Genomic DNA, 24,165 nt, shown 5'->3' on the forward strand with positions numbered 1-24,165 from the left:
ACCAAGAGCGACTCCAACGCTGGTCATGGACGTGATGGAGATCCAAGCTTCCGGGCGTTCGTACGGTGCCGCGACCAGGGCTGGCATTGCTCTCGGCCCGGAAACCACGGCAAGCCCGTGCCGCGGTTCTTATCACCCCGTCTTGGGCGGGCGGCTGCTCGTTCATCTTATTAATTAGTCCTGAGCTTCCCCCGCTTTGATGGAGCGGTGGTTACCTGCTGCCGGTCGGTGCAGGGGTGACGATATCTGGCTCGGTCAGGTTGGTCTGTTGGTGGTGCCAGGAGGTCTCGTACTCGTCGGGGCTGAGGTCGCCCAGTTCCTTCTGGATGCGGCGGGTGTTGTACCACCCGTCGATGTAGGCGAAGATCGCATTCTCGGCCTCATCGCGGGTCCGCCAGCTTGTGCGGTAGACGAGCTCGATCTTCAGCGTGGACCAGAAGTTCTCCATCAGCGCGTTGTCGTACGAGTCGCCGACGGAGCCCATCGAGGGCAGGATCCCGTTGTCCTTTAGGCGTTCCGCGAAGCGGAACGACGTGTAGTTCGACCCGCGGTCGCTGTGGTGGATCAACTGGCCGTCGCGGACGTCACGCGACCAGATGCCGTATTCGAGGGCGGCGAGGATCAGGTCGGTGTCGCAGCGGTCGGACGTCTTCCACCCGACGATCCGGCGGGAGAACACATCGCGGACCGCAGCCAGCCAGAACACGCCCTGATCGCAGGGGATGCGCGTAGCGTCGGCGACCCACAGCCGGTTCGGCCCGTCGGCGGTGAACTGCCGGTTGACCAGATCCGGCGCTGGCGTGTGCCGGGGATCCTGCCGCGTCGAGCCGCCACGCCAGCCTCGACGCAGGAACGCCCCCTGCCAACCCTGGCCGGCCATCAACCGCTCGACGCGCTTGCGGCCCACGCGGATACCGTCACGGCGTAGCTGCCGGTGGACCCGGTCCGCGCCGTAGGTGCGCCCCGATGTCTCCCAGATCTCGTAGATGTTCGACAGCAGGCCCAGGTCGACCACGTCGCGGTCGCAGGGCTGCTCGGCCTGCTTCACCCACGCGTAGTACGTCGAGGCGCCGATGTTGAGGACCCGTAGTAGGAGCGCGACCGCGAACTGGTCACGATGTTCATGGACGAACCTCATGACCGTCGCCGGGTCGGGTCGAGCTCCGCCGCGAAATACGCGCTCGCGGCCTTCAAGATCTCATTCGCCCGGCGTAGCTCCGCGTTCTCCTTCAGCAGCCGGCGGTTCTCGGCCAGCGTGTCGCTGCTGGGCCGATCGTCGCGCTCGCCCGCGTCGGCCTCGGCCTGCCGGATCCAGTTCCGCAACGCCTCGTGATGCACACCAAGCTGCTCAGCCAGGCGCCGGATCACCGGCTTCGGGTCCGACTCGCGGTACAAACGCACAGCGCGCTGACGCAGCTCATCGGGGTACTTCTTCGGTGCCGCCACAGAAACTTCCTCCCCACGGCCATCAGACCATGATTACGAAGCTCCATGAAAACGGGGGCAGCTCAAAGTCGCTCGACAACGACCTGGCTTGACCTGCGTCGCCACGTCTAGGAGCCGACCGGCCCTTGACCGCCGTCGGCCATCCCAACGGGCACGCGGGCACCGGGCCGCCTGTCAGCTTGGGAATTGCGGCCATCGAGCCCAAATGGGGCCGCCTCGGCTACACACAATCGAGCGCCTCGCCTGGGCCTACGGTTTCCGCCTCCCGGATTTCCAGCTCAGGGAATGGGCTTTCGCCGACCAGCCGTCGATATTCCTCTTCCAGAGTGTCGGGGCTAAGGGGGAGCAGTCGGTTGTTTTCTATCGTCCACTCGTATTCAACATCAGTAAACGTCAGCAGGAAGACCCAAGCAACCGGTCCATCTATATTGGTGTTCTCGGCCGGCCTTACGATATTTGGCGGAAGGTTGTCAACCTTCAAGGTGGCAACCGAACAGGGGGCAATATCGGAAGCGAGCCACATGCGTCGTTGCGCCTTCGTGGCTGGATTCGATTCGCCCCCCTGAATTATAAGCGCGACGACTCGAATCCTGACCCCAATAAGGGGTGACGTGGACCGGTTGAAAACCTTTAGCGTAGCCGCATGCCTGGATGTCGTTGGGTGAGACGTGGCAACCAGGTTGACCTTTTCTGCGTTGCGCCGCCGATCCCTTTCTCGCTGCCCCTTGTTTAGTTCCATCTGGTCGCGGTTGATTGCACGCTGAGCCTCAAGTGATTCGTAGGCAACAACCAACGCGAACAAGGTGGCGACAATTGAGATAACAGACGTGATCGACTGCACGACTCCCGTTACTGTTAAAACATTCCCACTTCGCGTTTCCGGCGGTCGATCTTGCAAATTTTCAGATCCGTGCGGCGCACTGTCCTCCAGGAATCGCGACGGGATGAGAAGCCCAGTCGATGACCGCTTCCACCTAATCACTGTTCTGAGCGGACCCTTCTCGATCAAAGCACATCGCCAACAACCAACTCGCCCCGCTATCAGTACAGCACGTTCTCTCGACGGCTATGCTTCGGCATCTCGACGAGGTGAGGCGGCGCTCCACAACCTCCGACCGACCCATGCCCAGCCTAAGAGAGCGTTTCGCATGTCTGTCAGTCGGGTGTGTTGAAGGTGCGGCGTTGTTGGCGGGTGGCGGGTCCGCCTCGGGTGAGACGGGCGAGCATGCCGGCGATCGCGGCCCAGCGGATCATGGCCTCCGAGGTCGCGGGGCGTGTTTCGTAGTCGCGGGCCAGCCGGCGGTGGGCGGTGAGCCAGGCCAGGGTCCTCTCCACCACCCAGCGGCGGCGGTGCACGACGAACCCTTGCTGGTCGGCGGGCTTACGGACGATCTCCAGGGTGGTGCGCAGGATGTCGCGGGCCCAGTCGACCAGACGCCCGGCGAACCCGGAGTCGGCGAACACGTGCCGGATCGGCGTCGCCGCATAGGTGGCGAGCAGGGCGCCCTTCGCGCCGTCGCGGTCCTGCCACGACGCGGCCAGGACCCAGACGGTCACCAGCAGGCCCAGGGTGTCGGTCACGATGAACCGTTTACGACCGTTGACCTTCTTCCCACTGTCATAGCCACGGGTGTCGGAGTGCACGGTGTCCGCGGCCCTGACCGACTGGGAGTCGATGATCCCGGCGGTGGGCTGCGGCTGCCGGTCGTGGGCCAGGCGGACCTGCTCCCGCAGCTCGGTGAGGATCCGCTCGGTCACACCCCGCCGGTTCCACCGCTGGAAGTGGGAGTACACCGTCTGCCAAAGGGATGTCTCGTAACTCGGTGATGGCTGCTGGTCAACGGTGTCGGTGTCATCCGAGCAGGATGATGTTGTGGAGGTGGGCGATGCCGGAAGCGGTGTCGGTCAATGTGCTGGCGGCGCGTCGGTAGTCCCGGAGGATCTTGAAGGTCTTCATGCGGGCCAGGGCGTGTTCGACCTGCGCCCGGATCGTGCGGTGTTGCTTGTTCAGGTCCTTCTTCCAGTCGGGTAGTTCGGTGCCGTCGGTGGGTTTGCGGTACGGGATGATCACCTCGGGGTTGCCGCGGTAGGCGCCGTCGGCCATGACGGGCCGTCCGGCCAGTTTCTGGTCGATGCCGGAGGTGCGGTAGGCGATGGTGTCGTTGCGGTTGCCCGGCTGCGGGTCACCCAAGGCGACGACCAGGCGGGTGTGGGCGTCGATGGCGACCTGCAGGTTCGTCGAGTAGCGGTAGTTCTTGCTCGGGGCGGCCAGCCGGTGGTCCCGGGTCGGGACCAGGGTGCCGTCGACGATGGCGATCTGTTCGATCCGGCGTCGGCGGACCGGGGCCAGGGCGAGTAGGGGGCCGAGGGTGTCGATGACCCGGTGGGCGGCGGAGTGCGACACCCCGAACAGCGGGCCGATCTGCCGCATGGTCAGGTTCGTGCGCCAGTACGTGGCGACCAGCAGTACCCGGTCGGCGAGGTCGAGGGACCACTGCCGGCCCGGCCGCCCGTCGGCGATGGCGTCCCCGCCACGTTCGGCGACCAGCCTGACCAGCCTGCGGAACTGGGCGGGCTGCAGCCCGGTGAACGGGAAGATCCACTCCGGGCGAGCCGCCGTGATCACCTGCACCACAACATGATCCACCATGGACCCACCACCGAGTTGCGAGACATCCCTAAGGCGGGAAGTCCACCGGCAGGTACCGCCACGCGCAGCCGGTACGCACCACGTACAGGATGCCGTCGACGATCGCCCGACGAGGATGCTTCTCCGGCCTACCCATCCACTGCGGCGACGGCAGCATCGGCTCGACGAACGCCCACTCGGCATCGGTCAGGTCAGACGGGTACCGCCGCACTCGATCCATACCCGTCTACCGACCGAACCCGGCCCATCGATCGCACCCATTGTGCGACACGCCCGACGAGCACACATCCCAAACGCTCTCTTAGGTTTTCGGGGGGTAAACGGGGGCCGAAACACAGGGTCCGCTGCGCCGGGACCCCGCCGCCCAGAGCCTACCCGCGTTGAGAGGGTGGTTCGGTAGCTTTCGTCCAATATGGGTTTGGGCTGGCATGTGAATGTGAGCCGTGGTCGTAACCGGTAGGTCCGGCCGGCGTTGGGCTGATCATGGGTGAGCGTGCGGCGTATCCGAGTGACCTGACCGATGAGCAGTGGGCGGTGGTGGGTCCGTTCCTGCAGGCGTGGAAGGACCGGCATCCGTCGGTGTCGGGGCATCAGGGTCGCTACGAGCTGCGGGAGATCGTGAATTCGATCTTCTACCAGAACCGGACGGGTTGTCAGTGGGCGTACCTGCCGCACGATCTGCCGCCGAAGTCCGCGACGTATTACTACTTCGCCCAGTGGCGTGACGACGGCACTGACCAGGTGATTCATGATCTGCTGCGGTGTCAGGCGCGGGAGAAGGCCGGCCGTCGGGAGGATCCGACCGCGGTGGTGCTGGACACTCAGTCGATTCGGGCGGCCAACCACGTCCCGGCGGCGACGACCGGCAAGGACGCGGCGAAGAAGGTGCCGGGCCGTAAGCGGGGCCTGGCGGTGGACGCGCTGGGGTTGATCATCGCGGTGGTGGTCACCGCGGCGTCGGTCACCGACAATGCGATCGGTGTGAGGCTGCTGGACAACGTCCTCGCGCACACGCCGACGGTGACCAAGGCGTGGGTCGATGCCGGGTTCAAAGACGACGTGCAGATCCACGGCGCGGTCCGAGGTATCGATGTCGAGCAGGTCCTGCGGTCCGACACGACGGCCGGGTTCGTGCCGGTGAAGCGCCGGTGGGTGGTGGAGCAGACCAACGGCACGTTGATGCTGCACCGCCGTCTGGTCCGCGAGTACGAGAGCCGACCCGCCTCCGCGGTGTCACGCACCTGGTGGGCCTCGACGGCGAACCTCATCCGCCGGTTGACCGGCACCGCCACCACGTCCTGGCGCGACCAACGGTGACGCAGCCGACGCTGCTGGCCCTGCTCACCGAACGCGAGAACGCCGCCGGCCTGGCCGTCGAGCGGCTCCGCGCCCAGATCGCTTCCCTCGACGAGCAGCTCACCGCGGCCGAGACCGAGGTCGCCGAACTCGCCATCACCCGCAAGACGCTCCTGAGCCTGGGCGGCCCACTCGATCCGGCGGCACCTGCTGACCCGACCGTCGCCAGCCCCGCCTACCAACAGATCCTCGCCGTGTTCCACGGCGCCAACGCACCGATGCGCGCCAAGGACATCTGCCAGGCCCTCGCCGCCGGCACCACCGCGAAGGACACCGAGAATCTCCGCGCGAAGCTCAAACGCCTCGTCGCCCGCCAGATCCTCACCGAACCCGAGGCCGGACTGTTCACCCTGGCCCCGCCGACGGCGTCCGCGTAACCCCCACCACCAGGGCCGCTAACGAACCGTCAAACCCGCATCGGACAAAGCCTCCCGAACCACCCTCTCAGACCGGCAGTTCAGCCCGTCCAGACGGCCACGAATACCTAAACGAGGAGTTCAGTCCGGTTCCCGACAAAAGCGAGCATTGCTGCGGAACGGGCAGGCCAGCAAAGGACACGTGGGCAGCCCTCCTACCGCATGCACCGATGACCGCTCCTGTCAGAGCGTGACAGGCGAACCGGGGGTTCGATCGGCCTGACAGTCGAGATCTGAGCGGTGCATGTCATCCACGGCATGCCCGCCCGGTAGGGACCGTCCTTCCGGCGGGGCCCGTGGTCCGGCACGACTGCCGGCCACGCCACGCCGGGCCAGCAGCCCGGTTCCGCCTATCCGCCGGGCCAGCGATGAACGGCCCGAACGCCCCGAGTGGCGGCCCGACCCTCTGCTGACCATCGATGACCTCGCCGCCTGGCTGGGCAAGCCCAAGAACACCCTCTACGCCTGGCACAGCCGAGGTAAGGGCCCCCGCGCCATCCGCGTCGGTAACACGCTGCGTTACCGGCGCAGCGAGGTCGAGCGCTGGCTCGATGAGCACACCGACGCGGAGCGGTAGGCCATGTCCCGACCTGAACTGCCCATCGGCACCTGGGGCAAGATCCGCACCGAGAAACTCGGACCCCGCCGGTTCCGCGCACGGGCCCGGTTCCGCGACTACGACGGCAAGACCCGCGACATCGAGGCCACCGACACCACCGGCCCAGCCGCCGAACGCGCGCTGAAAATCAAGCTACGTGACCGCACCACCCCCAACGACGACGAGATCACCCGCGAGACCCACGTCAGCAGACTCGCCGAACTATGGATCGAAGAGATCACCACCGAGGAACGGATCGCACCACAGACCATCCACCGATACGAGACCAGCGTGCGCGCGGCGATCCTGCCCGCCCTCGGCAACCTGCGAATCCGCGAGGCCAGCGTCGGGCGACTGGATCGGTTCCTGCGCGACATCGCCAAGGACCGCCCCTCGGCCGCCAGGGGCGCGAAGGTCGTCCTGAGCCAGATGTTCGCCCTTGCCGTGCGCCACGGCGCGCTCCCCACCAACCCCGTACGCGACACGGGTCGACTGCGCAAACCGCGCCGCGCAGTCGTCATCCTCTCCGACGAACACCTCCAGGCCGTCCGCACTGCCATCCGCGACTGGCAGCGGCCGGTCCCCGGCAAGCCCGGGCCTCGGCACACCGGCGACCTGGCCGACGTCGTCGACCTCATGCTCGCCACCGGAGCCCGCATCGGTGAGATCCTCGCCCTGCGTTGGGCGGACCTGGACCTCGCCACCGCACGCCCCACCCTGACGATCTGCGGCACGCTGGTCTTCGTCAAGGGCCAGGGCTTCTTCCGGCAGCCCTGGACCAAGAGCGACGCCGGCTACCGCATGGTCGTCCTGCCCCGGTTCGCCGTCGGCATGCTCCTGGCCCGCAAGCTCGACGCCGCCGACAACCCCCACGACGCGATCTTCGCGTCCCGACGCGGCACCTGGCTGTCACCCAACAACGTCCGCCGCCAGTGGCGCCAGGCCCGCGCCGACACCGACCTCGCCTGGGTCACCCCGCACACCTTCCGCAAGACCGTGGCCACCCTCATCAAGGAAGAAACCAACACCAAGAACGCCGCAGCCCAGCTCGGGCACTCCAGCGAGGAGGTCACCGCCACCTACTACATCGCCAAGCCCGTCCAAGCACCGGACGTCTCCGACGTCCTCGAACGCCTCGGCGCCGACCGGAACCGACGCCCCACGCCCAGGGGGCACGACGATGACCATGGATGACAAACCTGGTTGCCGCCCCGGGTAATCGGGGGGTTTTCGGGGGGCGGTTCAAAACTCCATAGACGAAAGCAAAAGCCCTGACCAGTGTTTCCGCTGGTCAGGGCTTTTCGTGTGTCGGGACGGCCGGATTCGAACCGACGACCCCTTGACCCCCAGGCAACCGACACCCGGCCCTGACTTGGTGCTGAAGGTCAAATGAGCTGGTCCAGTAGTCCTCCAGAGTCCATGTTCGTCTGCCGGCGTGCGCTCCGGTCGTCACTCACATAGTCACCCAGCCGACCAGCCAACAACACAACTAGTAAACCGCGGCTCACTTGTCCGGCACGTCAGATATCCGGTCCTCCGGGTGAGACTGCTCCGCCGGAGCGCTGGACTCATACTTTGCTTCAACGAACTTGGCAAGCACAGTTGTCCCAAAATAGAAGGCGAGAACCACACCCATTAAGCCGATGAAGTCCGGTACCAACGTTTTGGCGAGGCCTGGCACCTCCGCCTGCGCGTAGAATGAAGACCAGCCGAGAATTACAAGAAATACCACGACGAAGGCAATGGCAATCGAATCACGCACCGCCTCAGTGGACGTCACGCCTCGCGTTGATCGGAGAATGAACACGAATCCAACGAGAGTGACCACTGCAACAGCAGCAGACCCCGACATCAAGGCAGTGTAATACTTTGGCGAAAAATGGTTGTCTATTGGTGGGGCAATGACGGCTACAGCCAGATCAAATATGATCACAGATGCGATAAGGACCCTTCTCCACTTTCGGGAAGTAAGGGCCTCCTGACCCGCCCCTGACGTCGATTCCATCGCCACCCTCCTTCTGAGATTAACAGTGCGTACCAGCCATCCAGACCGCAAGTAGACTACCGATGCGCTGTGCGCCCTGAAGAGCATTCCGGAATTTGTGTGGCTGTGCGTCAAACACGGCTGAATCGATCGCCAACTTGCCATCCCGTCTGCCGTCGACCCGCCCTCCTGGGGAGCGGGCCGCCGCCCGGCCCGCCACGTCAAGACGGCCTTGACGCCCGTACGGACGCTGGCGGGTCGGGCGGTGGTCTGCTCGGCTCGCCCGGGTCGACGGTGGGCGGGATGGCTCCCCACCGCCACCACCCACGGACCGCAAGCCGCCGGCGGAGCCCCGGCCATCCTGGAGCCGGAGCGCCCCCGCCGGAGGCGCAGTAACCGCGACCCCGCCACCGGCCCGGCAGCTGCCGACGGACCCGGCGTGCGCTCTCCTACGCCGCGCGGTGCTCGCCGCGCGGCCCGGCCGGCTGCCGGCCCCGCCACCCCACCAGGCAACGGCCTGTCGTCATCCGGCGGCCTACCGGGCTTCCCGCCCTCCGCGCCAGCCGCCGGGCATGTTGCGTGGCCGGAGTCGGAGCGCCAGCGGAGCGACGGACACGCGCCCAGGCGGCGGCGCGTGCGGCCCGTTCAGGGCCGCCTTGAAGACGTACAGAAAGTTCTCACCACCTCGGCCGGCAGCCGGCTGTCCCGTCACGGGACATGCTTGACAGTCGCGTCCCACCAGATGCTTGACATGATCATGAGTTGGCTTCTTCATCGCGTGGTGTTTGCGGGCATCGCGTGGTGGGAGGCCGGGATTGGCGCTGGTGGAGTTGTCGATCGTCGAGCAGAGGTATCGGGCGGTGTTGTCGGTGCGGGCCGGGGATCCGGTGGTGGAGGTGGCAGCCCGGGTCGGGGTGTCCCGTCAGACGGTTCACACGTGGCTTGCGCGTTATGCCGAGTCGGGGTTGGCGGGGTTGGAGGACCGGTCCCGTCGGCCGCAGGGGTGTGCTCATCAGGCGTCGCCGGAGGTGGAGGCGTTGGTGTGTGAGCTGCGTCGGCATCATCCGCGGTGGGGCGCCCGGCGGATCGCGTTCGAGCTAGGGCGGCATGGCTGTCCGGAGCCGGTGCCGTCGCGGATGACGGTGTATCGGGTCCTGGTCCGCCACGGGTTGATCGAGCCGGTGCCTCGCCGTCGGGGGCGCAAGGACTACCGCCGGTGGGAACGGGCTCGGCCGATGGAGCTGTGGCAGATGGACATCGTCGGTGGGGTGTTCCTCGCTGACGGCAGCGAGGCGAAGGTCGTCACGGGGGTGGATGACCATTCCCGGTTCTGCGTCATCGCCCAGGTCGTGCGTAGGGCGACCGGCCGGGCGGTGTGTTTGGCCTTCGCCGAGGGGCTGCGACGGTTCGGGGTGCCTGAGGAAGTCCTGACCGACAACGGCAAGCAGTTCACCGACCGGTTCGGCAAGGGCGGGGAGGTGCTGTTCGACCGGATCTGCCGGGAGAACGGGATCATCCACCGGCTGACCCAGCCGGCGTCGCCGACCACGACGGGAAAGGTGGAACGGTTCCATCAGACCCTGCGCCGGGAACTCCTCGACGACGTGCCGGTCTGGCCGGACCTGGACACCGCTCAGGCCGCGATCGACGTGTTCCGCGACGAGTACAACACCGACCGGCCCCACCAGTCTCTGGACATGGCCTTCCCCGCCGACCGGTTCACCCCCGCTGGGGAGCAGGTGGTGACGGTGAAGCTACCGGCCCGACTCACCCAGCCGGTCGACCAGACCCTCATCGCACCACCCCTGCCCGTCCCGGTTCCGGCGCCGGTGGTGGCGGGGGCGGTGGAGTTCGAGCGGGTCGTTCCCGCCTCGGGGAACATGCAGATCTGCGGGAAGCAGTTCTGGCTCGGCCCCGCCCGCTCCGGGGTGACGGTGACGTTCTGGGCCGACACCGACGTCATCCACCTCATGATCGCCGGCACCCGGATCAAGTCCGTGCGGTCGCATCTGTCTGTCAACGACCTGGCCGCCCTGCACCGTGCCGGTGGCCGACCTGCCGGGCCGCCACCCCTGCCACCCGCGCCGGCAGGCCAGGTGCGCGGACCGGTGGAAGTAGATCGGACCATCGGCGCCAACGGCTGTGTGTCGCTGGGACAACACCTGGTCCTGGCCGCCGAGATCCTCGCCGGCCGGCGGGTCGGGGTCCGGGTCGAGGAACACACCCTGGCCTTCTTCGACCTGGACACCCGCGAACTGCTACGCACCCGCCCCAACCCACTGACCCCCGCCGAGGTGGCCCGACTACGCAGCGCCCGCCCCGCCGGCCCACCACCACAACCAGCCACCGGACCGGTCCGGGTCCAGCGGCGGGCCTCCAACAGCGGCGTGGTCATGGTCGTCGGCCAGAAGATCGCCCTCGGCCGGGTCCACGCCCACAAGACCCTCACCATCGACGTCACCGACACCGAGCTGGCCATCCACTGCGACGACGGCACCCGCACCATCCGCCGCACCACCGACCAGCCCGTCACCCGGATCAAAGCCCACCGACCCCGCAAGGTCACCCTCAATGTCTAGACCAACCGTCAAGCATGAGCTGGGACGAATCCGTCAAGCATCAGGTGGGACTAGACACGGCCGGCAGCCGGCTTCAGTCTCGTCCTGACGACTCCGGTCCGGCCTCAAGCCGCCGCCGGACTTCGGGCCACTCGCTGTCGATCACGCTATAGAAGACGCTGTCCCGGTACTTGCCGGTGCTGAGTAGACGGTGATTGCGCCATACGCCTTCGCGGACCGCGCCGAGTCGGGTGATGGCCCGTTGTGATCGCTCGTTGCGTAGGTCGGTCTTGATGGCTACCCGTCCCGCGTGCTGATCCTCGAACGCATGGCGCATCAGCAGGTACTTGGCTTCGGTGTTGATCCCGCGTCCCCACCGGCTCGGAGTCAGCCAGGTCCAGCCGATCTCTACGGTGCGGTCGTGCGGCCTGATGTCGATAAAGCTGGTGCTTCCGACGGCCGTGCCGGTTGTGCGTTCCACGATGGCGAAGGGCAGCCGCACAGCCCGTTCCTGCTCGGTCAGCGCGTCACGGATCAACGCTTCGACGGCGTGCCGGCTATCCGGGGTCGGCTCATCGAGGTAGGTCCAGATCTCGTCGTATCGCGCTGCGGCAGCCAGGGCGTCTACATGCTGGAAGCCGAGCGGTTCCAGCCGCACCGCTCGGCCTTCAAGGGTTACCGGCTTGAGGTTCACTCGGCATCGACCTCGTACAACAAGACGTGTCGGTCGCCGGGCAGGATCACCTGATAGACCTCGATGGGCTGGTCATTCTGGTCGAAGCTCGTCCGGAGCAACCTGCCCACGGGCGTAGCTGGCCCAAGGTGCAGCTTGGTCGCTTCCTCCGCGCTGGGCATCCGCCAGGTGATCTCGTCCTCGTACCGGGTGGGTGTGTGCCCCAGGTCCTCCAAGACCTGATCGGTTCCCTCGATGATGTCGGCCGGGTCCATGATCTTGCTGCTCTGCACGATCGACAGCGGGTAGTAGCTGTCACCGAGTTGTAGCGGCTGGTCGTCGGCGTACATCACCCGGCGGCGTACCGCGACGGGCTCGTCCGTTGACAGGTGGAGGTGTGCGGCGATCTCCGCGTTAGCAGGGATCGTCTCGACCGTGCTCACCTGGCGGGCCTTTTTGCCCTGGGCCTCGATCTGCTGGCTGAACGTGTCCCGACGGCGGTCGGCCTCCATCCGCTTCGTACGCGAACCGGTCAGTGAGGCGTAGTAGCGCAGTGGGGGTTCCGTCCGGACGAAGCTGCCGCGTCCTCGCTGGGACACGATGAGTCCTTCATTGCGGAGGACGTCCAAGGCGAGACGGACCGTGTTCCGGCTGGTGTCGTAGCGGTCGGAAAGTTCGCCTTCGGTGGGAAACCGGTCACCCGGTGCAAGCTCGCCGCTCTGGATCTGACCCCTGAGCATCGATGCGAGTTGCTGGTAGAGCGGCCGAGGATCGGCCGGGTTCAAGGTCATGGCGCTTCCTAACAGGAGTTGTACCTACAGGCTAACAACCCCTTGTCGCCAGCACCATCGGCGTGATAGACAGTAGTCGTTGTTGGTACAACCCAACAAAGAGGCCCCAGTGAGTTGCAGCTCACTGAGGCCCCGGTGCATCGGCCTCTGCGAAAGGAACCACGATGCCTGTCCAGCGTACCGTTCATCCTGCTCATCGCGCCTCGGGCACTTCCTCGGCGTCGTCTCAAGCTCGCCTGCGTTCCGCTGTGGCGACGCTTGCTGACGCGCTGGCCCCTGGGAAGGCGCTGAACCTGCCCGCAGTCCTCGTTCGGGCTGCTCTGCTGGATGCCCTGTCCGTGCTCACCACGAACACCCCCGCCCCTGCCAGTCCTGCACTTGCGGTCTGGTGATCGCGATGACCATCACGCCGATCCGTCCGCATCGGACCACCACGCCGGTCGACTTCGAAGCCCTCACTCAGTGGGAACTGCGGGTCATCTTCTACGCGGCCAACTACCAGCAGACCGTTGACGAGATGATGTCTCCGACCGGAAACATCCCCCGGATGGCGGCGACGATCGTTGCTGTCATCGACCGCTACGGGTTCGACCTCATCCGCCAGGTCGCCAATCTCGCCGGTCACGCCATGCTCACCCGCAACTACCAGATGCAGGGTGAACTCTTCCCCGACGCCAACCGGTGGAGGTGGACCGAAAGCACCGCCGGAGTCTTCCTGCGCGGTGTCGCCACCAAGCCACCCTTCCTGACCGTGCAGACGGTCTGCCAACGGTGGAACTCCGCCCTGGCTCATGACACCGCCACCGTGCAGGCGGTGGCCTGATGACCGCCCCGACCCGTGCCGCCTACGTGTGGCGTCAACCCCGGCTTGCCCGGGGCTGGGAACCCGTTCAACTCATCGGCCGTATGAAGATCCTCGCCGCCCGTGACGGCGTCGAGCTGCCGAAGACCTACCACCTCGTTCGCGACATCTACCTGTGGGAGAACCACCGGGCCGACCTGCCCGCCTACGTGGCCTCCCTGCTCGGGCGGATCTTCGACCAGCCGAACCCGTTCGGCACCGGTCCCACCCGGCACCTGCCCACCAAGGCGGTCCACACTCGTGGCCGCTGACCGCACCACCGGCGTCCCGGACCAGGCTCACCCGTCTGGTCCGGGGCTCCGGCCCCACGACGGCGATCCGACCGGGTTCGTCGGCCGCGACCACGCCGCCCTCCTACGCGCCACCGGCCCGGACTACTTCGGGTGGCTCGACCACGTCCGCCCGGCCGCGGGCTGCGCCCACCCAGTCCGCCTCGCCGGCGAGGTCGCCACCGTCGACAAGGCCACCGGCCAACTCCTCGCCTCGGTAGCGACGGCCGACCTGCCCGACGGGGAGATCTACAAGCCGTGCGGCAACCGCCGCCACGCCGTCTGCCCGTCCTGCGCCCACACCTACCAACGCGACGCCTACCAGCTCGTGCGCGCCGGCCTCGTCGGCGGCAAAGGCATCCCCCCAACCGTGGCGGCGCATCCAGCGGTGTTCGTCACCCTCACCGCACCCTCCTTCGGCCCCGTCCACACCCGCCGCACCGACCAGCACGGCAACCCGATCCCCTGCCGACCCCGCCGCCAAGCCGCGCACTGCCCCCACGACCAACCCACCGCCTGCCACCGCACCCACACCGAGGACGACCCGACGTTGGGCGTGCCGCTGTGCCTGGACTGCTACGACCACCACGCGCAGGTCGTGTGGAACACCACCGCCCCCGAACTGTGGCGCCGCACCACCATCGCCCTGAACCGTCACCTCCGCGCCCGCGCCCGCACCCTCGGCATCGCCTGGGTGGAGCAGGTCACCGACACCGGACGGGTCCGCCGCGTCCCGCCGATCAAGCTGTCGTTCGGCAAGGTCGCCGAGATGCAACGCCGGGGCGTCGTCCACTACCACGCCATCGTGCGCCTCGACGGCATCGACCCGTTCGACCCCGCCGCCGTCATCCCGCCGCCGGCCGGCTTCGGCGTCGACGACCTGGCCGCCGCCGTCACCCACGCCGTGAACACGGTCGGCTTCACCACCGCCCCGCATCCGGTCCAGCCCGCCGGCTGGCGCATCGGCTGGGGCGAACAGGTCGACACCCGCCCCGTCAACGCCGACGGCGACATCACCGACGGCAAAGTCGCCGGCTACCTCGCCAAATACGCCACCAAGTCCACGGAGGCGACCGGGCACGTCTCCCGCCGCCTCGACGGCGACACCATCGACCTGTACGCCGACGAACAGGGCACCCACCCCGAACGCCTCATCGACGCCTGCTGGACCCTCGGCCAACACCGCGACTGGCAACGCCTCCGCAGGTGGGCGCACATGCTCGGCTTCGGCGGCCACTTCCTCACCAAGAGCCGCCGCTACTCCGTCACCTTCCGACTCCTACGCAACGCCCGAGTCATCTGGCGACGCACCGAAACCGGCCACGAACACCCCGAGCAGGCGGAAGAGACCACGCTCATCGTCGGCCTGCTCTCCTACGCCGGCTCCGGCTGGCGCACCACCGGAGACGCCCTCCTAGCCAACACCGCCGCCGCCCTCGCCCGAGAGCGGCAACAGATCGCACGAGAGGAGATCGCCACTGCCGCCTGACGATGCCCATCGATTCACTGTCAAGCCGGCCTTGACAGCAGACCGCCAATCCGAGGAAAGGACACCCGCTTGACCGCACCTGCCATCGACCTGCCCGTCAAGGCGCTCTACCGCATCCCCGAAGCCATGACCCTGCTCAGTCTGTCCCGCTCGGTGATCTACGAACAGATCCGCGCCGGCCGGCTCCGCACCGTCACCCAGGGCCGCACCCGCCTCGTCCCCGCCGCCGCCATCACCGCATACGTCACCCTGCTCGAACAGGAAGCCGGGAAGGGAGGTACCCGATGACCCAACGCCGTGCCCGAGGAGAAGGCGGCCTGCACTGGGACGAGTCGCGGCAACGCTGGATCGCCACCCTCACCGTCGGCTACACCCCCGCCGGCAAGCGCATCGTGCGCAAAGGCAGCGGCAAGACCAAGACCGAAGCCCGCACCAAGCTCCGCGAGAAGATCCGCGACTACGAAGACGGCCTTGCCCTCGTCCGGGATGGGCAAACAGTGGCCGACGCTCTCACTGACTGGCTGACGTACGGGCTCAGCAAGCAGTCGGAGAGCACCAGGGCGAACTACGCCACCCTCGTGAACTCCCACATCATCAGCGACCTCGGCGCGAGGAAGCTGCGCGAACTCAGCGCGACCGACGTCGACCGCTGGCTCATGGGCAAGGCCCAACACCTGAGCACCCGCACCCTGCGACTCCTTCACTCCCTGCTGAACCGCGCGGTCAATCGGGCCATGGCGCGAGACAAGGTGAAGCGCAACGTAGTCGCGCTCTGCGCCGTTCCCACCGGGCGGGGCGGCCGTCCCTCCAAGTCGCTGACCCTCGATCAGGCCAAGGCGCTTCTGCGCGCTGCCGAGGGCAGCTCGTTGCACGCCTACATCGTGGTGTCCCTGCTGACCGGTGCCCGTACCGAGGAACTGCGGGCGCTCACCTGGGCACATGTCGACCTCAAGGGCAAGCCGGCCAACGACCCGCCGTTGCCGCCCTCCATCCAGGTCTGGCGCTCGGTACGCGCCGACGGCGACACCAAGACCAAGAAGTCGCGTCGCACCCTGGCCCTGCCGGCCCGGTGCGTCACCGCGCTCACCACCCACCACGAGCACCAAGGCCAGCCTCCCGCTGACCGACTCGTCTTCGTCTCCGCCGCCGGCACCGCACTCGACCGGCACAACGTGCTTCGGGCGTTCCGCCCCGTCGTCGCCAGAGCGGGCCTCGACCCGCGCGACTGGACACCCCGCGAGCTGCGGCACAGCTTCGTGTCTCTGCTCTCCGACAGCGGCGTGAGCCTCGAACAGATTGCGGACCTCTGCGGGCACTCCGGCACAACCGTCACTGAGAGCGTCTACCGGCACCAACTGCGGCCGGTGCTCCTCGGCGGTGCAGTGGCCATGGACCGCATCTTCGACGCTGGGACGTAGTCACCCAGTTAGTCACCCGAACGCGAGAAGAGGGCATATCCATCGATTGGATATGCCCTCTGATCAGTGTCGGGACGGCCGGATTCGAACCGACGACCCCTTGTTACGGAACGTAGCTATCGCAAGCTTGTCACTGCTTGGCAAGAATAGGCGCTGAGCTGCACAGATGCGGCCATGCACTCGCCTCTTCTTGTCACTGTTCGTCAACGCCTGGCCGGGGTTTTCGGGGGGTAAACGGGGGGACCGACAGATTGCCGCCAGGTCCCACCGCGCCTACTCCCCCACCGCCGGGACCGACACCTCCCGTCCCCACCAGGAGGAGAATCTGTCTGGGGTCAACCCCGGGCGGGCTTCTTAACTCTGCGAACCGTCCTCCCCGGCAACTGGATCGCGGTTGCCATGGCGCAGGGGCGCGGCCGGAGAGCCGCGCCCCTGCCTCCGTCATTGAGACTCGGCTCTGGCTGCGTACCGTCGAACCCAGTCGACGAAGGACGAGAAGTCGGGATCGTCCAAGCGGCTCAGCACACCGTCCAACTCTGCGCTGGGTCCTTCGTCGGCGAGAAGGACAGCGAGCGCTGCGTCGCGGGGACAGTAACCTGGCAGCGTGGCGCCTGACCGGAGCCGATCCTTGAGAACACCGCGGTCCAGCAGCGGAGCGAACTCCGCGATCTTCTCCGCCAACAAGGTGCGCAACGTGGCCCCCTTCTCGATTACCGCCTGAGGGGAATCGAGCGACCACAGGGAGTGGTCGCCGGAGTCGATCCCCGCGGGGACCCTGCCACTGGTCAGGATGCGGAGCATCTCCTCACGCGGCAAGGTCCAGAGCGAGTTCGGCTTGGCCAACCGGGTTCGAACCAAGCCCTCCGTCACTTCCGGCAGTTCGGCGTCGGTCGCCCTCGAATCGCTTCGCATGTGAAGCAACCACGGATACGGCACGACAGCCACGTTGACGTAGAAGAGATAGGCGTTCCTCGTTGACGATGAGGAACGCTGGAACTCCACGACGAGAGCATCCCCGTCGTCTTCGACCCGGCGGTAGACGTGGCCCGCCCCGCTTACCAGGCGGTACTCTGCCATAACCGGATCGACGAACTCCCGGCAGAGCGTTCGGCTCAGATTGCGCGCCAGGTGCCCGGACATCGCCCCCTCACTCTCGTGGTCACGGACGTTTGCCGTCCAGCCTGCCGCCGCGGGCCCACCATCACGTGCATATGGCAGCAGGGACTGTCACCGCTGGCGACCACAATCAGGACGCTTCCGTAGTCGGCGACGCACTCGTCAGTGGGGAGCCGTAGAGCAGCGAGCCCCCGTGGCGTGGGTAGGGGTGGCGCAGGCCGGTGGTCGGCCATGCTCCAGTCTCCGCTGCCCTGCCCTGCACGGCTGCGGCGGCGGGCCCGGCAGGGGATCCGACACGGATTACCGAATCGAATCGGGTTCGGTGACCGGAGATGAAACGGGTTCGTAGTAACCCTCCACGACGTCGTAGAGCACCGCCCCGGGCCTGGTGCCGGTGTATACAGCGCCTCGTTGGAGTGTGAGCACGGCACGACCACGCCGACTGAGGATGGCGAGGGCGAAGTCGGCCCGCACCCCTGCACCCATCGGCGCCGGGTATCAGTGACTGCTCGGCGTCCGAAAGGCCGCCGACCGTTCTACCCTGCTGCGTGCTCAGTCTGTGAGCGGATCTGCCTGAACTTCTCTCCTGGGTCGTCGGCTTGGGTGAGACCAGCGAAATGGATCATGCCGAGGGTCTGTGCGGATGCCCAGACACAGACATCGATGCGGACGTCCTTGCTCCGTCCGACGCCGCACCGGGCCTTCCCTCCGAGCGGACCGGACGGGACAGGCTTTACCTCGTCGACAGCCGTCAGTCCGGCGAACACCGCGTCCAACACGGCATCCGGAGCGGTGACGGTTCCGGACACCCCACTGAGAAGGATGAACCGGTCGTCATCGCGATAGATCCCGCGTTCGGGAGATCGGCGCTCCTTCGCCACCACGTAGGCGGTGCCTACTGCACTGGTCGGCTCTCCCTGGACGAAGGTCTTGAAGAAGCCCATGTTCTTCTCGGCCAGCCCGATCAGTCGTCGATCGACTGATTCGTTCCAGCGTCCGAGCAGCTTCTCCGGCTTGTCGAGTCGCATCGCCGCAGGACTGAAGCTGGGCGAAGGCTGGGTGGAGGTCCGCGACTCGACGGTGTCCGCAGAGCGCGAACACCCGACTGTGCCCAGCAGGGCCACCGCGACGAGGATGCCGAGTCTCGCAGTGTGACGTGCGCCGTCGATCGACGGTCTTACCATCATGTGCGCCGCTTTCCGAAGCAGTTGTCGGCGCAGAGTATCGCAAGCCTTCCGCCGCGCGTTGGTGCGGCACCGGAACGATCCGCTGGAAGACCACGCCAGCGAACAGGACTTGGCCGCGTGACGCCATGGCCAACCGAGGCAGCCCTGGCCCGTCGATCTTGGTTGTTCAGCCCCGAGTCGCTCTCGCCCTCCTCGCCCTTCGCGGCACCGGGCTTCTTCCTCGGCCGGGAGCTGCCAGGCCAGGCGATCACTCACCGACAGCAGAATCAAGACCACATGCCGCATATGAGCACCACTCACATTACGCACCGTTACACGCAGTAAGGGTGTTGACGCGAAGGGTGTCGAGCCTTAGCTTCAGTCGAATTCAATCTTGGGGAGGCGACGTGCGACGTCGTTGGTCGATGACGCGTGTCCGCAGAACGGCATGGGGGCTGACAGCCGCTGTTGTCGCTGGCAGTGCGGCGGTGAGTGTTCAGGTCTCGGCGACGCCGGCACCGGCGGTGGCAGCGGAGACCACTTCGGCGGCCACGTCAGCCGAGGCGTTGGCGTTGGCGGCGGCGGAGCGTTCGGGCTCGCCTGTGGAGGTCACGGACTTGAGGTCGGAGTTGTCGCGGGTCTTGGCGACTCCGGAAGGATCGCTGCTGTTGGAGTCCTACGCGACTCCTCGCTGGACCCGCGGGACCGACGGTGCGTGGCGGCAGATCGACACGACCCTGCGGATGACGGTTGACCGTGGGGTCGCCCCCGTGGCGACGCTGGCCGGAGTTACCTTCTCGACTGGTGGTGCCACTCCGGCCGTGCGGCTGCCGATCGGCGACAGCAGCGAGGTGAGCCTCGGCTGGCCTGGCCAGTTGCCCGCTCCTCGGTTGGAGGGCGACACGGCCGTGTACGAGTCGGTGTGGCCAGAGGTCGACCTTCGGGTACGGGCACTGGCGGACGGGTTCACCTGGGCCGTGGTGGTGAAGTCCGCTGAGGCAGCGGCCAATTCTGCGCTCCAGGAGCTTCGCATGCCGTTGAACACGCCCGGGTTGACCGCGCGTGACCGCAGCGGCGGTGGGTTCGAGGTGGTCAACGGAGCTGGCGTAGTAGTCCTGTCGAGCGGTAACGCCCTGATGTGGGACTCGTCCACGAACGGTGGGGCGACGACGCAGGCGGCGAAGGCCGCTGCGGCGCAACAGCAGCGTGACGTCGTTCGCGCTGCCCCGGATCTAGCTGAACAGGCCGAGTTGCCGACCGGCATAGAGGGTACGGATCTGGTGATCCGGCCGGACCTGGACCTGCTTCGGGGGCCAGACACCGTGTACCCGGTCGTCATCGATCCTTGGACGACCGTCAACAAGGCGAAGTGGGGTTACACGGGCTCGGAGAACCTGACGCGGGACGACGGCGTCGCCCGGGTGGGCAAGGAGCCGACCGGCGCGGGGACCTTCCGGTCCTTCTTCCGGTTCAGAGGGTGGTTCGGTAGCTTTCGTCCAATATGGGTTTGGGCTGGCATGTGAATGTGAGCCGTGGTCGTAACCGGTAGGTCCGGCCGGCGTTGGGCTGATCATGGGTGAGCGTGCGGCGTATCCGAGTGACCTGACCGATGAGCAGTGGGCGGTGGTGGGTCCGTTCCTGCAGGCGTGGAAGGACCGGCATCCGTCGGTGTCGGGGCATCAGGGTCGCTACGAGCTGCGGGAGATCGTGAATTCGATCTTCTACCAGAACCGGACGGGTTGTCAGTGGGCGTACCTGCCGCACGATCTGCCGCCGAAGTCCGCGACGTATTACTACTTCGCCCAGTGGCGTGACGACGGCACTGACCAGGTGATTCATGATCTGCTGCGGTGTCAGGCGCGGGAGAAGGCCGGCCGTCGGGAGGATCCGACCGCGGTGGTGCTGGACACTCAGTCGATTCGGGCGGCCAACCACGTCCCGGCGGCGACGACCGGCAAGGACGCGGCGAAGAAGGTGCCGGGCCGTAAGCGGGGCCTGGCGGTGGACGCGCTGGGGTTGATCATCGCGGTGGTGGTCACCGCGGCGTCGGTCACCGACAATGCGATCGGTGTGAGGCTGCTGGACAACGTCCTCGCGCACACGCCGACGGTGACCAAGGCGTGGGTCGATGCCGGGTTCAAAGACGACGTGCAGATCCACGGCGCGGTCCGAGGTATCGATGTCGAGCAGGTCCTGCGGTCCGACACGACGGCCGGGTTCGTGCCGGTGAAGCGCCGGTGGGTGGTGGAGCAGACCAACGGCACGTTGATGCTGCACCGCCGTCTGGTCCGCGAGTACGAGAGCCGACCCGCCTCCGCGGTGTCACGCACCTGGTGGGCCTCGACGGCGAACCTCATCCGCCGGTTGACCGGCACCGCCACCACGTCCTGGCGCGACCAACGGTGACGCAGCCGACGCTGCTGGCCCTGCTCACCGAACGCGAGAACGCCGCCGGCCTGGCCGTCGAGCGGCTCCGCGCCCAGATCGCTTCCCTCGACGAGCAGCTCACCGCGGCCGAGACCGAGGTCGCCGAACTCGCCATCACCCGCAAGACGCTCCTGAGCCTGGGCGGCCCACTCGATCCGGCGGCACCTGCTGACCCGACCGTCGCCAGCCCCGCCTACCAACAGATCCTCGCCGTGTTCCACGGCGCCAACGCACCGATGCGCGCCAAGGACATCTGCCAGGCCCTCGCCGCCGGCACCACCGCGAAGGACACCGAGAATCTCCGCGCGAAGCTCAAACGCCTCGTCGCCCGCCAGATCCTCACCGAACCCGAGGCCGGACTGTTCACCCTGGCCCCGCCGACGGCGTCCGCGTAACCCCCACCACCAGGGCCGCTAACGAACCGTCAAACCCGCATCGGACAAAGCCTCCCGAACCACCCTCTCAACCTGACGAGCCTGTCCGGCAAGGCGATCCGGTCGGTGAAGTTCCTGACCGAGATGACTCATTCGTGGGATTGCGCCAACACCCCGGTCAACCTGTGGCGGTCGGCTGATCTCGCCACCTCGGGCAAGCAGACGTGGGACGGGCCGAACCTGGCGTTGTGGCTGGAACAGCGGTCGGGACACGCCCACAAGCCGCCCGCCGCCCCGAGCTGTCCCAATGACCCGCAGCCGGACATGCCCATGGAGTTCACCAGCACCAACCTGAAGAACGATGTCGTCGCGGCGATCGGCCAGGACAACTACACCCTGGCGTTGTCCACCCGCCAGTCCGACGGCACCTCCGAGACCACCAGCAACTGGTGGAAGAAGTTCGACCCGGCGATGACGAAGCTGACGGTGGAGTACAACACCAGCCCCACCACAGCGACCGCCGGGCAGATGACCACCCACACCGGGTACACCGCCCCCGCGAAAGCCTGCGTCACGGGCGCCTCCCGTCCCGTGATCAACTCCTCCGCGCCCTGGCTGAAGGCGACGCTGACGGACCCCGACGGCAGTAACGGCGGCAGCCTCTCGGGCGTCTTCACCGTGCAGAAGTGGAATGCGACGACCAGCACGTGGGCGGCGGCGACGGGCTGGCCAAAGACCGATTCCGGCGTCGCGCCCGGGGCCAAGGCCGAGGTGCAGTTCACCGTGAGCACCGCGAACGGGGACCGCTACCGGTGGCAGGTGCAGACCAAGGACACCCTCGGCGGCAGCTCGGGCGCGTCACCGTGGTGTGAGCTCGACATCGACACGTCATCGCCCGAGGCTGTCCCGGCCGTAACAACCGCCGACGGCCTGTACCCGGCGTCCCCGCCCTTGGGCACGAACGTGGACGCCCAGGGCGGGATCGGATACTCGGGGCGGTTCACCTTCTCGCCGAACGGGGCCACGGGCGTCTACGACTACGTGTACCGCCTCAACGGTGGCGCCGAGTCCATCGTCACGGCACCCACAGTCGGCGGCTCGGCAACTGTGTGGATCACCCCGGAGCTCATTGGCAACAACGTGCTGACCGTCGTGAGTCGCGACCAGGCCGGGAACCCCAGTGGCGCACTGGACTACAACTTCCTCGTCAACATCGCTTCCCTGCCAAAGGCGCATTGGGCGATGGACGAGGGAACAGGGACCTCGCTGGCCCCACCCGCGGAGGTCAGCGGGGCTTCCGCAACCCTGATCAACGGGCCCACCTGGACCGACTCGCGGATCACCGGCACGCACAAGTCCCGCGGCAAGGACTGGGCAGTCAAGTTCGACGGTGTGAACGACTACGCGAGCGCCAACGTGGGCCTGGACACGTCCCGAAGCTACTCGGTCGCCGCCTGGGTGCGGCCCGACGCCGATGGGCTGATGGAGATCGCGGGGTCTCCCGCTAGCGCCACCGACTCGTTCATGCTCCGCAAGTGGGGCGACAACCGCTGGACGTTCGGGGTCATGGAGGAGAACCTCGGGGGCACCGCCTTCACGAACATCTTCGGGCCGGTGGCGGTCACGGGCGTGTGGACCCACGTGGCCGGCGTGTATGACGCAGCCGGCGGCAAGCTGCTGCTCTACGTCAACGGCACGAAGGTCAGCAGCGGCACGGTTCCCCGGACCTTCAACGCCGGCGGCACGATCACCCTCGGCCGTGAACGCTGGAACAGCACCGATGTGGCGCACTGGAACGGCGCGATCAGCGAGGTGTCAGTGTGGGACCGCGTCATCGACCCGGAGCTCGACCTCGCGCCGCTGGTCGCGGCTGTCAAGGTCGGAGCCTGGGACATGGAGGACGTCGACACTGAGGCACCCCGACAGGAGGGCGACGCATCGGGATACCAGCGCCCATTGACCCTGGCCGACGCCCCCGCCACTGACTGGGCCCTGGAAGGCGGATACAACGGCTCGACCGGCCTGCTGGTCAACGGCAGCCCTGGCTCCGCGGACACCGCAGCATCCGTCCTTCGCACCGACCAGTCGTTCACCGTCGCCGCGTGGGTCAAGGTCACCACGGCCGACCACCAGGCGGTCCTGGCGCAGGACGGCGCCACACGCGCCGCCTTCTACCTGATGTACGACGAGCCCACCGACAAGTGGTGCATCACGATCCCGTCAGTGGACACCGGCACCGCGACCTGGCAGTACGTCGTCTCCGTCAACCCGGCACAGCTGGACACGTGGACGCACGTCGTAGCCCGGTACGACGCTACCGCCAGAGAGCTCAGGTTGTACGTCAACGGCGTCCTACAAGGCAGCCGAGGCAACACCGTCACCTGGAACAGCTCGTCGGTGTTCCACGTCGGCAAGGCGAAGAGCTCCTACTTCGTCAACGGCGGCACCGTCGACCGGGTCCGTGCCTGGCAGGGGCTGCTGTCCGACGGCGACATCCTCACCGACATGAACGAGGGCTGAGCCACCTGGCCTGACACGTGGACACCTGCCGCCCGGCCGTAGCGGTGCAGAA

Annotated in this window: 24 protein-coding genes and 1 pseudogene; 14 read left to right on the forward strand and 11 right to left on the reverse strand. The window is 67.0% G+C overall.

Translation table 11 applies throughout. The features are described from left to right. Window positions 1-211: 211 nt before the first annotated feature. The 6 genes and pseudogenes from O7628_RS32095 to O7628_RS32120 form a co-directional block, all read right to left on the reverse strand. The gene (locus O7628_RS32095; RefSeq protein WP_278136088.1) at window positions 212-1,138 is read right to left on the reverse strand and encodes an IS3 family transposase; all 927 of its coding nucleotides are present in this window, start codon (window positions 1,136-1,138) and stop codon (window positions 212-214) included. Continuing rightward, a complete protein-coding gene (locus O7628_RS32100; RefSeq protein ID WP_278136089.1) occupies window positions 1,135-1,446 on the reverse strand; it encodes a transposase in 312 nt (103 codons plus the stop codon). Before O7628_RS32100 ends, O7628_RS32095 begins: the two co-directional genes overlap by 4 nt. 220 nt (window positions 1,447-1,666) lie before the next feature. Then, window positions 1,667-2,287 carry a hypothetical protein gene (locus O7628_RS32105; RefSeq protein WP_278136090.1) on the reverse strand — a complete coding sequence of 207 codons (621 nt, stop codon included), beginning with the start codon at window positions 2,285-2,287 and terminating at the stop codon, window positions 1,667-1,669. Between the two features lie 314 nt (window positions 2,288-2,601). After that, window positions 2,602-3,204, reverse strand: a complete 603-nt coding sequence (locus O7628_RS32110) for a transposase (protein ID WP_278136091.1) — start codon at window positions 3,202-3,204, stop codon at window positions 2,602-2,604. A 94-nt stretch (window positions 3,205-3,298) separates the two neighbouring features. Beyond that, the gene (locus tag O7628_RS32115; RefSeq protein ID WP_278136285.1) at window positions 3,299-4,078 is read right to left on the reverse strand and encodes a transposase family protein; all 780 of its coding nucleotides are present in this window, start codon (window positions 4,076-4,078) and stop codon (window positions 3,299-3,301) included. A 49-nt stretch (window positions 4,079-4,127) separates the two neighbouring features. Beyond that, window positions 4,128-4,344: pseudogene (locus O7628_RS32120) on the reverse strand (transposase); the annotation flags it as partial. Window positions 4,345-4,579: 235 nt separating this feature from the next. Between O7628_RS32120 and O7628_RS32125 the strand changes: the two are divergent. From O7628_RS32125 to O7628_RS32140, 4 genes are all read left to right on the forward strand, one after another. Continuing rightward, window positions 4,580-5,413, forward strand: a complete 834-nt coding sequence (locus tag O7628_RS32125) for an IS5 family transposase (protein ID WP_278127551.1) — start codon at window positions 4,580-4,582, stop codon at window positions 5,411-5,413. Further along, complete coding sequence (locus tag O7628_RS32130; protein ID WP_278127552.1) at window positions 5,410-5,829, forward strand: hypothetical protein; 420 nt, start codon at window positions 5,410-5,412, stop codon at window positions 5,827-5,829. The genes O7628_RS32125 and O7628_RS32130 overlap by 4 nt, the downstream gene beginning before the upstream one ends. A gap of 391 nt (window positions 5,830-6,220) precedes the next feature. Beyond that, window positions 6,221-6,445 (forward strand): helix-turn-helix domain-containing protein, encoded by a 225-nt coding sequence (locus O7628_RS32135; RefSeq protein WP_278136453.1) that lies wholly within the window; start codon window positions 6,221-6,223, stop codon window positions 6,443-6,445. A gap of 3 nt (window positions 6,446-6,448) precedes the next feature. Then, window positions 6,449-7,660: a site-specific integrase gene (locus O7628_RS32140; RefSeq protein WP_278136092.1), complete on the forward strand. Its 1,212-nt coding sequence runs from the start codon at window positions 6,449-6,451 to the stop codon at window positions 7,658-7,660. Window positions 7,661-7,970: 310 nt separating this feature from the next. Here O7628_RS32140 and O7628_RS32145 read toward each other — a convergent pair whose 3' ends face one another. Continuing rightward, window positions 7,971-8,471 (reverse strand): hypothetical protein, encoded by a 501-nt coding sequence (locus O7628_RS32145; RefSeq protein WP_278136093.1) that lies wholly within the window; start codon window positions 8,469-8,471, stop codon window positions 7,971-7,973. An 803-nt stretch (window positions 8,472-9,274) separates the two neighbouring features. Here O7628_RS32145 and O7628_RS32150 point away from each other — a divergent pair. Further along, window positions 9,275-11,029, forward strand: a complete 1,755-nt coding sequence (locus O7628_RS32150) for an IS481 family transposase (protein WP_278128442.1) — start codon at window positions 9,275-9,277, stop codon at window positions 11,027-11,029. A 73-nt stretch (window positions 11,030-11,102) separates the two neighbouring features. Here the strand turns inward: O7628_RS32150 and O7628_RS32155 are convergent, their stop codons facing one another. Both O7628_RS32155 and O7628_RS32160 read right to left on the reverse strand, forming a co-directional pair. Next, the gene (locus tag O7628_RS32155; protein ID WP_278136094.1) at window positions 11,103-11,702 is read right to left on the reverse strand and encodes a GNAT family protein; all 600 of its coding nucleotides are present in this window, start codon (window positions 11,700-11,702) and stop codon (window positions 11,103-11,105) included. Then, window positions 11,699-12,472, reverse strand: coding sequence for a GntR family transcriptional regulator (locus O7628_RS32160; RefSeq protein WP_278136095.1), 774 nt, complete (start codon window positions 12,470-12,472; stop codon window positions 11,699-11,701). The genes O7628_RS32155 and O7628_RS32160 overlap by 4 nt, the downstream gene beginning before the upstream one ends. A 397-nt stretch (window positions 12,473-12,869) precedes the next feature. Between O7628_RS32160 and O7628_RS32165 the strand changes: the two genes are divergently transcribed. The 5 genes from O7628_RS32165 to O7628_RS32185 all read left to right on the forward strand — a co-directional run bounded on the left by O7628_RS32165 (window position 12,870) and on the right by O7628_RS32185 (window position 16,510). Beyond that, a complete protein-coding gene (locus O7628_RS32165; protein WP_278136096.1) occupies window positions 12,870-13,295 on the forward strand; it encodes a hypothetical protein in 426 nt (141 codons plus the stop codon). After that, window positions 13,295-13,585: a hypothetical protein gene (locus tag O7628_RS32170; protein WP_278136097.1), complete on the forward strand. Its 291-nt coding sequence runs from the start codon at window positions 13,295-13,297 to the stop codon at window positions 13,583-13,585. Before O7628_RS32165 ends, O7628_RS32170 begins: the two co-directional genes overlap by 1 nt. After that, complete coding sequence (locus tag O7628_RS32175; RefSeq protein WP_278136098.1) at window positions 13,575-15,092, forward strand: replication initiator; 1,518 nt, start codon at window positions 13,575-13,577, stop codon at window positions 15,090-15,092. Before O7628_RS32170 ends, O7628_RS32175 begins: the two co-directional genes overlap by 11 nt. Window positions 15,093-15,161: 69 nt before the next feature. Beyond that, window positions 15,162-15,380: a helix-turn-helix domain-containing protein gene (locus tag O7628_RS32180; protein ID WP_278136099.1), complete on the forward strand. Its 219-nt coding sequence runs from the start codon at window positions 15,162-15,164 to the stop codon at window positions 15,378-15,380. Further along, entirely contained in the window at window positions 15,377-16,510 is a 1,134-nt protein-coding gene (locus O7628_RS32185) for a site-specific integrase (RefSeq protein WP_278136100.1), read from the forward strand. Before O7628_RS32180 ends, O7628_RS32185 begins: the two co-directional genes overlap by 4 nt. 441 nt (window positions 16,511-16,951) lie before the next feature. On the opposite strand, the gene O7628_RS32190 is transcribed toward O7628_RS32185, so the two are convergent. Both O7628_RS32190 and O7628_RS32195 read right to left on the reverse strand, forming a co-directional pair. Further along, entirely contained in the window at window positions 16,952-17,650 is a 699-nt protein-coding gene (locus tag O7628_RS32190) for a hypothetical protein (protein ID WP_278136101.1), read from the reverse strand. Window positions 17,651-18,162: 512 nt separating this feature from the next. Continuing rightward, on the reverse strand, window positions 18,163-18,654 hold the full coding sequence (locus O7628_RS32195; RefSeq protein ID WP_278136102.1) for a hypothetical protein: 492 nt from the start codon (window positions 18,652-18,654) through the stop codon (window positions 18,163-18,165). Window positions 18,655-19,562: 908 nt separating this feature from the next. On the opposite strand from O7628_RS32195, the gene O7628_RS32200 reads away from it, so the two are divergent. The 4 genes from O7628_RS32200 (at window position 19,563) to O7628_RS32215 (ending at window position 24,113) form a co-directional block, all read left to right on the forward strand. Further along, a complete protein-coding gene (locus O7628_RS32200; protein ID WP_278136103.1) occupies window positions 19,563-20,315 on the forward strand; it encodes a hypothetical protein in 753 nt (250 codons plus the stop codon). A gap of 49 nt (window positions 20,316-20,364) precedes the next feature. Next, on the forward strand, window positions 20,365-21,198 hold the full coding sequence (locus O7628_RS32205; protein ID WP_278127551.1) for an IS5 family transposase: 834 nt from the start codon (window positions 20,365-20,367) through the stop codon (window positions 21,196-21,198). After that, window positions 21,195-21,614 (forward strand): hypothetical protein, encoded by a 420-nt coding sequence (locus O7628_RS32210; RefSeq protein ID WP_278127552.1) that lies wholly within the window; start codon window positions 21,195-21,197, stop codon window positions 21,612-21,614. The genes O7628_RS32205 and O7628_RS32210 overlap by 4 nt, the downstream gene beginning before the upstream one ends. A 105-nt stretch (window positions 21,615-21,719) precedes the next feature. After that, entirely contained in the window at window positions 21,720-24,113 is a 2,394-nt protein-coding gene (locus tag O7628_RS32215) for a LamG domain-containing protein (protein ID WP_278136104.1), read from the forward strand. Window positions 24,114-24,165 lie beyond the last annotated feature (52 nt).

The organism is Micromonospora sp. WMMD956 (assembly GCF_029626125.1).
Lineage (GTDB): Bacteria > Actinomycetota > Actinomycetes > Mycobacteriales > Micromonosporaceae > Micromonospora > Micromonospora carbonacea.